Source organism: uncultured Tenacibaculum sp. (genome assembly GCF_947502995.1).
In the GTDB taxonomy this organism is placed as follows: domain Bacteria; phylum Bacteroidota; class Bacteroidia; order Flavobacteriales; family Flavobacteriaceae; genus Polaribacter.
The window spans coordinates 154,874-165,721 of the sequence record NZ_CANNBW010000012.1; the positions used below are offsets into that span (position 1 = coordinate 154,874).

At 28.7% G+C, this 10,848-nt stretch carries 8 protein-coding genes and 1 pseudogene; 7 read left to right on the forward strand and 2 right to left on the reverse strand.

What is annotated here, in order from left to right; all coding sequences use genetic code 11:
• Positions 1 to 71: 71 nt before the first annotated feature.
• From Q1A46_RS11705 to Q1A46_RS11725, 5 genes are all read left to right on the forward strand, one after another.
• Entirely contained in the window at positions 72 to 833 is a 762-nt protein-coding gene (locus tag Q1A46_RS11705; RefSeq protein WP_299678544.1) for a DUF4412 domain-containing protein, read from the forward strand.
• Positions 834 to 835: 2 nt separating this feature from the next.
• Positions 836 to 1,441, forward strand: a complete 606-nt coding sequence (locus Q1A46_RS11710) for a hypothetical protein (RefSeq protein ID WP_299678547.1) — start codon at positions 836 to 838, stop codon at positions 1,439 to 1,441.
• An 11-nt stretch (positions 1,442 to 1,452) separates the two neighbouring features.
• Positions 1,453 to 3,636, forward strand: coding sequence for a T9SS type A sorting domain-containing protein (locus Q1A46_RS11715; RefSeq protein ID WP_299678550.1), 2,184 nt, complete (start codon positions 1,453 to 1,455; stop codon positions 3,634 to 3,636).
• 127 nt (positions 3,637 to 3,763) lie between these two features.
• The gene (locus Q1A46_RS11720) at positions 3,764 to 4,363 is read left to right on the forward strand and encodes a hypothetical protein (protein ID WP_299678553.1); all 600 of its coding nucleotides are present in this window, start codon (positions 3,764 to 3,766) and stop codon (positions 4,361 to 4,363) included.
• Position 4,364: 1 nt separating this feature from the next.
• Positions 4,365 to 5,045: a hypothetical protein gene (locus Q1A46_RS11725; protein ID WP_299678556.1), complete on the forward strand. Its 681-nt coding sequence runs from the start codon at positions 4,365 to 4,367 to the stop codon at positions 5,043 to 5,045.
• Positions 5,046 to 5,130: 85 nt separating this feature from the next.
• Here Q1A46_RS11725 and Q1A46_RS11730 read toward each other — a convergent pair whose 3' ends face one another.
• Both Q1A46_RS11730 and dgt read right to left on the reverse strand, forming a co-directional pair.
• Positions 5,131 to 7,893: a T9SS type A sorting domain-containing protein gene (locus tag Q1A46_RS11730; RefSeq protein WP_299678559.1), complete on the reverse strand. Its 2,763-nt coding sequence runs from the start codon at positions 7,891 to 7,893 to the stop codon at positions 5,131 to 5,133.
• Positions 7,894 to 7,958: 65 nt separating this feature from the next.
• A pseudogene (gene dgt / locus Q1A46_RS11735) lies at positions 7,959 to 9,182 on the reverse strand (dGTP triphosphohydrolase); the annotation flags it as partial.
• A 282-nt stretch (positions 9,183 to 9,464) separates the two neighbouring features.
• Here dgt and Q1A46_RS11740 point away from each other — a divergent pair.
• The gene (locus Q1A46_RS11740) at positions 9,465 to 10,064 is read left to right on the forward strand and encodes a hypothetical protein (protein WP_299678562.1); all 600 of its coding nucleotides are present in this window, start codon (positions 9,465 to 9,467) and stop codon (positions 10,062 to 10,064) included.
• A gap of 1 nt (position 10,065) precedes the next feature.
• A complete protein-coding gene (locus Q1A46_RS11745) occupies positions 10,066 to 10,746 on the forward strand; it encodes a hypothetical protein (protein ID WP_299678565.1) in 681 nt (226 codons plus the stop codon).
• The last annotated feature ends 102 nt before the right edge of the window (positions 10,747 to 10,848 follow it).

Consider the following 10,848-nt stretch of genomic DNA (forward strand, 5'->3'; position numbering starts at 1 on the left):
CAAAAACTTTTTTCAATAGTAATGTTAACCTTTTTTAAAAGTAAACATTAAGCTATAAAACAGATACTATTATGAAAACAAATAAACTAATTAAAACAGTATGTATTGTAGCGTGTTTGCTTTATGCACCAATGAATGTACAAGCTCAATTTTGGAAAAAAGTAAGCAAAAGACTTCAAGATAAAGTTGAAAATAAAGCTATGAATAAAATTGATAAGAAAGCTGATGAAACGATAGACGGAGCTTTAAAAAATAAGAATAAAAAGAAAAAAACAACATCAGCAAACACAAAGTATTCCTTTAAAGGAAGCGTTACTGTAGAAGTTTCTAATGAGAAAAATGATAAAACAGTTTTTAATCTTCTTTTTAATAGGAGGGAAGATGTGATTTGTATGGAAATGAATGTAGATGGTACCAATCAGATTTATAATGTAATTACACCATCTAAAATCATTTCTTTGATCAATGCGGACGGTATGAAGATTAAAAAAGAAAGCGAATCTATAGAATTTGATAATTCTGATAGAATGCCTCAAGGAGAAGAAGGATTGATTAAAACTGGAAATACGAAAACTATTTTAGGATACAATTGTGAAGAATACCAATATAAAAACGAAGAAGGTTCTGCTTCAATTTGGGTAACATCAAGGTTTCCTATAAAATCTAACTATGCACCTTTATTAGGAATGACAAACAATACTAATATTAAAGGTTTTGTGCTAGAATTAAATTACGAATCTAAATCAGGTGAAAAAGGTTTAGTTCAAGTCATAAAAATAGAAAAAGACAAGAAGCAGGAGATAAATACTGCTGACTATAAATCAATGTTTTAATTATGAAAGCCGTTTTATATGTTTTAGGAGTTATGTTACTTATGATTTATCCTAAAGAAGAAAGAAAGGAATTCACAGAGCTTAATCATAAAGAGGAATTTAAGATTACAAAAAATTCAAAACCATACATCAAAATTAGTTTTAAGAACGGACCGTTTAAAGGGACACATATTTTTAAACCTGCAAAAGGAGATTACTTGAGTCAAATTAATCTCGGGTTTCACGATAAGGTAAGTCAAATAAGTGCCAATAAAATTATTTCTGAAAAAGGAATTCAGATTCATAATTTTTCAAGAAGTTTTTTAGGAGAAGCCAAAGTAGGGGATCAGACTACTAAAAAATATACTTCAGGATGTGGTCATTTAAACTTTATAGATCTTAAGAATAATCAGAAGTATAAAAGAATTGATGGAGATTTTACTGGTTGTACGAAGACTAAAATTACCAAAGTTACTCCATGGAAAAAAGGTGTTGTAAAATTTAGAAGAAAAGTTACAGGAACATTCACAGATTCAATAAAATTTAAAATAATTAACGACGACGGTTCAGAAGAAACAATAATAACAGAAGTTACTATAGAGTTTTTAGCGAATCAATCTAAATTTTAAAATAAGAACTTATGAAAACATATGTATTTATTATAATTTTAATTGTATTTAGTTATTCTTGTGTTTATGGTCAATTAAAAATATTAGATGAACCATCAGGAAGTGGTTCAGGTTTTGTACAATCTGTAGCCATATATGATAATGATATTTTATATACGTTTATAGACAACAGTACAACTGGAACTTCTGGTATTTATTTAAGCATTGGAGATAAACAAACTCGTGTAGATTTAACTCCTGGTACAAATAAAATAGCTTTATTTCAAGAAACTATATCTAATGCTAATTATGCTTTATATAAAGAGGGGAATTTTTCAGCAGGAAAGGATATTTATGCTAAAATTTTTCAAACAGGACAAGATACTTATGTAGCTAAACTAAATGATTTAAGAACTTTATTAATTCCTGAAAACAGATTTACAAAAGAAAAACCAGGCGGGAATAAAAACATACAATTAGTTGCAAATGATGGTGTTATTAGTATCGATACAATTTTTGAAGGAGGAAAGAATAAATTGCTTTTACGTCATTTTATTGCAAATTCTACTACTTCGGAGTCTAGAGAATATAAGTTAGATGCTGAGTTATTTAACTCAAAACCTACTAATTTTTTTAGTTGGGATGGAAAAGTATTTTTTGTTGCTAATTATTTGGGAGAGAAAGATATATATAAGGTGGATGCCTTAACTAATATAAGAGTAACACAAAATAAGGTAAGTAAACCAACAGCTTTTAAAGGAGTGAGTCCTAATAATTTTTTATTAGATGATCGTATTTATTTTACTGGTAGAGATGGCTTTTATACTAATGTTGTTCCTGGACCTGTTGACCGTAATTATCCTACTGCAATTTGTTATAGTAATGGAGATATCGATTTTGGTAGTACTGAAACGGCAATATATAATGGAGATGATGGTTCACTTGGTTATAAAGCATATTCTAATACAGAATTTTCATCACAAATTTTAGGAAAAATTGATTCTCAAATTTTGTATTATAAAACAGGAAGTTTTGGTGGATCTTTTCACTCTGCTCCGGCTGATGAAAATTTAGGAATTACCACACAATCATCAAGCTCTTTTAAATTCATTCAATTTGAAAATGAGGTATTTATCCTGTCAAAAACTAGTAATGGGACAATACGTTTATACAAAACAAATGGTCAAGCTAGCGGAACAGATTATGCGGATTTACCTCCTTTTATAACAGCTTTTGCTAATAACTTTGGAACCATAAAGATTAATAACGATAAACTATATTTCTTAGCTAGATATTCAATGTCAGGAGCATCAAGATATCAGCTTCTATCATACGATCCTAAAGTAAATTTACCAATCACTATTGAATTTTCTTTTCCTGAAGGAATAGATTTGAATTTAAATAATTTTTATACTTATAATTCAGGGTTTGTATTTACAACTAATGATGGAAAATTGTATACTCTAAACGCTGAAAAAAGAGCAGAAATTATAACACCAAATAATGCTAATAGAAATTCATTAAGTTCTACAATAGCTTCATTAGAGTATAATGGAAATCCGTATACAGCTGAAATTAAATCAATTAATAGTAGTGTGAATAAAGTAAAGATTCAGGTGCTCGACACAATTTCCTCTATTTATAAAAATGAAATAGTAAATTTACCAAATTCAATAGATAAGCAAAGAATTGCAAATGTGTTTTACAACATAAACAGTATAGAAGCCTCTACTAGTATTAATGAATATGATGTAGAATTATCATATCATAAAAATGATTTTCAAAATACTTCAATAAGTGCAAGTGATATTTCTGTTCTTATTTTTCAAAATAATGCTTGGCAAGAAGTAACTCCTCATGCTTTTGATAATGTTAACCAAACCATCCGATTAAATATTAATTTAGAAAAAAAAGCTTATTTATTTATAAAACACAATAGTGTTCTATCTATTGAAGATGAAAAAAATAATAAAACAAAAAAAATTAAAATATTTCCTAATCCTGCTTCAAAAGAAATAAAAATTTATCCTAAAAATATTGAAACAATTGATAACGTTGAAATATATACAATTACAGGGCAATTGGTTTTAAAGAAAAAAGTAATTAAAAATTTAGAGTTCTCTCTGAATTTAAACGGATTGAATTCTGGTATTTATCTGGTTAAAATAAAAACAAATACTTCTGTTTTTTTCCAAAAAATAATAGTAGATAATTAGTTTTTTTGATAGAAATGTTTGTTCTGCTTTAGGTCTCAGTATTCATAATACTGGGACTTTTTGATAATAATGTTAACCTTTTTTCTGAAAAAACATTAATAGACGTACAATCAAAAAACACAAAGAAATGAAAAAAAGAAATCTTTTATTAGCGCTAATTTTAGCTGTTAATTTTTATTCATGTAGTAAAGATGAAGAAACTATTAATGAAGAAGTTGTTCAGGAAATAAATGAAGAGCTTCAACTTACAATTGAGTTTGCAGATGGACCACACAAAGGAACTTATACATTCAAAGAAATTGAAAATAAGTTTGATAGTAACATTGATGGAGATCTATTTAATGGAAATTCAAGTTTCGAATTTAAAAATATAACAACAGAAAATAATCTCATTTTAAATAACTTCAGAAGAACTTTAAAAGGATCTCTAGATATTGGAAAAATAGAAAGTATTGAATTTACCAATGGTTGCGGAAGTCTTTTTTTTAGAGATGAAAACAATAGTTTTTCTTACAAAGAAATACGAGCAGATTTTACAGGTTGTTCCACTACTGAAGTGTTAGAAGTCTCATCTTGGCAAAAAGATTTAGCTTACGAAAAACGAAAAATAAAAGCACAATTTCAGGAGGATATAACAATGCAAATTATAAAAGACGATAACAGTATTTCAGAAGTAAATACTACGATTAAAGTGAGTTTTATTGCAGAACAAAAAAAATTGATTTAAGATGAAGAAAATATTGAATTATAGTTTGTTTTTATTGATTTTATTATCGTTTTCATGTAGTAAAGATGATGAAGTTTTAGAGGAAGTAAAACCGTTACATGAGGCGGTAGTTGGTAATTTAAATAATGCTTTGAATTTTACAGTGTTACCAGGTGCTATGGTTGTTAATACTAATGAAACATCGAAAGAAGCTGTTACTGCTTTTGATGATCTTGTTAGAATTGCGGATCAGATTGTAACTTTTTTAGAAGTGCCAAAGACTACAATTTCCTCAGATATTACAAATAATAAAGAATCATTTAGTTGGTTAGATAATCTTTTTGGCGATACTGTAGAGGTAAATTACGAAATAGAAAAGGAATCTGACAGATATGTTTTCAGTTATAAAGCTACTAAAGGTGATTTTTCTTTAGAGTTTATAAAAGGAAACACATTATTAGATGAAAATGCAGGGATTTTTATAATAAATGAAGGAAATGCAATTGGATCTTTAAGTTGGGAAATCACAGAAAAAGATTTAATAATAGAGCTACTTTTTGAAGGAAAAACTACTTTAACTTATAATAAAACAGATAAATCTGGAACCTTAATTAGTGGAGATATAACATACCAATGGAATGAAGATGGTAGTGGTTCATTAACAGATACAAGTTTAAATACACCAGTTGTAAAAACATGGTAATTTTTATTATGATGATTAATAATTTGTTTCAAAAAAAGAGCTACCTAAACAGGTAGCTCTTTTGAATTTATATATTAAATTATAACTATTTGATTACAATTTTTCTTGTAGAAATTTTCTTTTCAGAATTAATAACTTGAACTAAATATACTCCACTACTTAAATTTGTAGAAATTAATTGTTTTTCGTTATCGTTAAAATCTACTTTCTTAGCAAGAACTTGACTTCCTGATAAATTAAATACATTAATATCTGTTGCTCCATTTTCTCTTTTAGCGAAAACAGTAAATTCACCGTTAGATACTGTTGGATAAACTGTAAAGATTTTATCGCCTTTTAATACTTCATCAACAGAAGCAGTTGCAGCGGTAAAAGCCCCAGAGAATACACCTCTACCATAAGTTGCGGCAAAAACAACATTATCATCTCTTAAATCTAAATCAAGAACAGGAACGTTACTCATACCATTGTCAGATCTTGTCCAACTTGGAGAAGTTGCACTAAAGTTAGATGTTTTCCAAACCCCTAAATCAGTACCGATAATCACTTCTTCTCTATTCAAAGGGTTTTGTAAAATTGATTTAACAGGAATATCTGGGAAATTCCCTTCTTTATCAAACCAAGTAGTACCACCATCGTTAGTATACCAGATGTTTCTTACACCATAATTATGAAATGTAACGAAAATGTCATTTTCAGTAGCTCCAAATTCAATATCAGATATAGAACCTACAAACTCACTTCCTGTAATATCTGTCCAAGTAGGGCTAGAAGTATTAGCATTTTGAATTTTTAAAAGTTTACCGTTTTTTAAACCAGCAAATAAGTTTGTAGCAGACGTAGTATAAGGTGAAACTTTTAATGAAGAAGGTTCAGAATCCATCATGATTATATTTAATAGATCTGATTTAGATACTGTTCCAGTCTTAAAACCAGAGTATTTTCTTATTTTGTACAAATTGTTACTACTATTATTAGATGAATAATTACTATAGAGTATATCTAGATTAGAATCTAAATCCTGTTGGTTTATAAAGTCTCCATTGTTTACATTTTCATCATTTATTGATAAGGTTCGGTTTCTAAGTCCAATTGTACTAAAGAAACTTATAAAGCTATTAAAAGTAGTATTTGTAATGTAATAAGTGTCATTTCCATCTTGATCAAAAAAGCTAGAAGCACCATCACCCCCTGTTGTTTCTCTTGATTCAGTAATACCACTACCTGCATTTTCAAATATTAAGGTACCATTATCTTGTGCACCAGCTAAAAAATTGTCTCCGGGTAATGATGTAGTTGGGGCAACACCAAGAGTATAAAATTGAAGTGTATTATAGTTATTATTTCTAGAATTGATATCAATACCAGCATTTTCACTATAATAAACACCACCATCATTAGAAAAAACCATTTTTAAAGATGATGCAAATGCAATACCATGGTGATCTGCATGAACATATTGAATGTTAAACCTACCTACCCATTCAGATATTTGATTCCAAGTACTACCACCATCTATTGATTTAAACAAATCAATTCCACCAGCATACAAAACATTATCATTGTTAGGGTCAACTTTTATTAATAAATCATAAAAAGCTTGCCCTCTAGTAAAATCATTCGCAGCAATATCTGGATCAGCAGCATTTGGTAAAGCTGTCTCATTTAAATTAATGAAGCCATTAGTCGTTTTGTATATTTTTACAGGAGTACGAGAACTTCTTATTTCAGCTAAAACATATGCGGTATTAGCATTTGAGGATGATAATGTAATTTCTGTTCTATCTCCATTCGGAATAGTATTTATAACATCAAAGTTTGTCCCATCTGTAGATTTTAAAATTGTTCCACCTCCATCTCTAGAAGTATCGCTGCTAATTGTACTTACAAAAATTGAGTTGTCAATAGAAATCTTTATGTTATTAGGTTCATAATTATTTCCTCTAGGTGTTTTAGGTAAATTCAATCTTGAAAAATTGTTACCATCTGTAGATTTGTAAACACCAAAGCTGTCACTTCCTATTATTGTTGTTGTTGGGTTAGTGCTTGAGTATGACGCATCAGCTACAGCAATGTATAATTCTGAATTACCGTTATTATTTCTTATTGCTATATCGTTTATATGTGCTATACCTGGAACTAGTGCGGTTCCAGAAGTATTATTAATAACTGCGTCACCAGTAATTCCGCCAAAAATTTTTCCCCACGTATTACCTCCATCTGAAGATTTCCATAATCCATTCCCATTAACATCACCTTGAACGTAAGATTCCCCAGTACCAACATAAAAGATTTTAGAATTATTAGGGTCTACAGCAATAGAAGAAACAGATAAATTTTCCGGAAGATCCATTCTTACCCATTGAGAATTAGGATTGCTAATATTTGTATTCTTCCATAATCCTCCACTAACTCCACCTGCAATAACTGTTTCATCAGTCGTATCGTTCGGATCGAATATTATAGCTCTTGTTCTTCCTCCCACATTATTAGGTCCTCTCTCTATCCAAGGATTATCAGCTGCATCTCCAGGTACTCTTTGCCTTATACTATTTAATCTCTCTTGTAAATTGTATACATTTTCTTTATGAACTTTTCCTGTAGAAGGATTAATTTCACTTAAGTATTTTTGTTCGAAATAAGCATTTGGAGGCAAACCTGCATCTTTTCTTTCTTGTCTTGATAAACTTCCAGTCTTTTGATAAGGATGTTCTTTAAGAAATTTCGCGTGACTTTTTCTTAGTTTTTCAACATTATTTAATGTCGATTCTTTAGAATTAAAATATAAAAAGCTACCAGCAGAAAACATTAATAAAGCTGATGCTGAATAGAGTAGTTTTCGTTTCATTTAAAAGAAATATTAAATTTTTGCTAATTTACTAGTAATTAGTTGTTTTTTTAGTTTTTTTAACACTAATTAAATAAATTTCCATTCACTTTTTTATACAAACGAATGGCATATCCATCAGACATACTAGCTATGTAGCTACAAATTTGCATAATTCTATCATATAAATTTTCTTTTGGTTCTTGGTATTCTTCAGGGAGTAAATTCAGTACTAATTTATCGTAATTAGATTTTTTTTCGTCATATTTATTATTTAAAGCGACGACAAAAACATCTAATAAATCTGCTATAATTTTATATCCTGAAACTTCTTTCTCAATAACTTCTTTACTCTTATAGATCTTTTCTACACTAATATTTATAATGTCACGTATTTGAGCTTCAAACTTACATTTGTCTAATAATGCATTATTGAATTTACCTTGTAAAATAGCTTCTTCATTATCTAAGAATATAGAAACAGCCTCACCAACTAGAGTATTAATTGCAATAGCTCTTAAATATGCAGTTCTATCTTTTTTATATTTTAAGGAATAATACTTATCTCTATTAATGTTAGATACTAATTTGGACATATATTCTAAAGCGTAACTTTCATCTATAAGACCAAGGTTAATTCCATCTTCAAAGTCGATAATAGTATAGCAAATATCATCAGCAGCTTCCACTAAATAGGCTAAAGGATGACGATGAAAAGCAATTTCATTTCTATCTTTTTTTAGCATTCCTAAATCTTCAACTAAATCTAAAAAAGCTTCTTTTTCAGATTGAAAAAAACCGTATTTTTTATCAGAAATTTCTTTAGTTGGTTTTTTAGGAAGACTTTCTTTTGGGTATTTTATAAAGGCTCCTAAAGTAGCATATGATAAACGTAAACCACCAGGAGTTCCTGCTCTATCTTCAGTAACTATTTTTAAGCCATTAGCATTTCCTTCAAAATCAATAATATCTTGATATTCTTTTTCTGTTAATCGCTCTTTGTATTGTTTTCCGTTACCTGTTTTAAAATATTCTCCAATAGCTTTTTCCCCTGAATGGCCAAAAGGAGGATTACCAATATCATGCATTACAGAAGCAGCTGCTACAATAGCTCCAAAATCGTTAAAAGTATATCCTAATTTTTTTAAGTTAGGATGTCGTTCTAATAATTCTTTTCCAACTCTTCTTCCTAATGTTCTTCCAACAACAGAAACTTCTAAGCTGTGTGTAAGTCTTGTATGTACAAAATCAGTTTTCGATAATGGAATAACTTGTGTTTTATCTTGTAAACTTCTAAAAGGAGAAGAAAAGTTACAGGAACATTCACAGATTCAATAAAATTTAAAATAACAAATGACGACGGTTCAGAAGAAACAATAATAACAGAAGTTACTATAGAGTTTTTAGCGAATCAGTCTAAACTTTAATGATTTCAATTTCCCAAAAAATAATAGTAGATAATTAGTTTTTTTGATAGAAATGTTTGTTCTGCTTTAGGTCTCAGTATTTATAATACTGGGACTTTTTAATAATAATGTTAACCTTTTTTCTGAAAAAACATAAATAGACGTACAATCAAAAAACACAAAGAAATGAAAAAAAGTAATCTTTTATTAGCGCTAATTTTAGCTGTTAATTTTTATTCATGTAGTAAAGATGAACAAACTATTAATGAAGAAGTTGTTCAGGAAATAAATGAAGAACTTCAACTTACAATTGAGTTTGCAGATGGACCACACAAAGGAATTTACACATTCATAGAAATTGAAAATAAGTTTGATAGTAACATTGATGGAGATCTATTTAATGGAAATTCAAGTTTCGAATTTAAAAATATAACAACAGAAAATAATCTCATTTTAAATAACTTCAGAAGAACTTTAAAAGGATCTGTAGGTATTGGAAAAATAGAAAGTATTGAATTTACCAATGGTTGCGGAAGTCTTTTTTTTAGAGATGAAAACAATAGTTTTTCTTACAAAGAAATACGAGCAGATTTTACAGGTTGTTCTACTACTGAAGTGTTGGAAGTCTCATCTTGGCAAAAAGATTTAGCCTACGAAAAACGAAAAATAAAAGCACAATTTCAGGAGGATATAACAATGCAAATTATAAAAGACGATAACAGTATTTCAGAAGTAAATACTACGATTAAAGTGAATTTTATTGCAGAACAAAAAAAATTGATTTAAGATGAAGAAAATATTGAATTATAGTTTGTTTTTATTGATTTTATTATCGTTTTCATGTAGTAAAGATGATGAAGTTTTAGAGGAAGTAAAACCGTTACATGAGGCGGTAGTTGGTAATTTAAATAATGCTTTGAATTTTACAGCGTTACCAGATGCTATGGTTGTTAATACTAATGAAACATCGAAAGAAGCTGTTACTGCTTTTGATGATCTTGTTAGAATTGCGGATCAGATTGTAACTTTTTTAGAAGTGCCAAAGACTACAATTTCCTCAGATATTACAAATAATAAAGAATCATTTAGTTGGTTAGATAATCTTTTTGGCGATACTGTAGAGGTAAATTACGAAATAGAGAAGGAATCTGACAGATATGTTTTCAGTTATAAAGCTACTAAAGGTGATTTTTCTTTAGAATTTATAAAAGGAAACACATTATTAGATGAAAATGCAGGGATTTTTATAATAAATGAAGGAAATGCAATTGGATCTTTAAGTTGGGAAATCACAGAAAAAGATTTAATAATAGAGCTACTTTTTGAAGGAAAAACTACTTTAACTTATAATAAAACAGATAAATCTGGAACCTTAATTAGTGGAGATATAACATACCAATGGAATGAAGATGGTAGTGGTTCATTAACAGACACAAGTTTAAATACACCAGTTGTAAAAACATGGTAATTTATCATGATGATTAATAATTTGTTTGAGTCGTCCTAAAATAGGTTGACAGTTTTAAAAAGTATTATTTAAACCAGAGAAGCTAGCTTCTCTGGTTTTTTG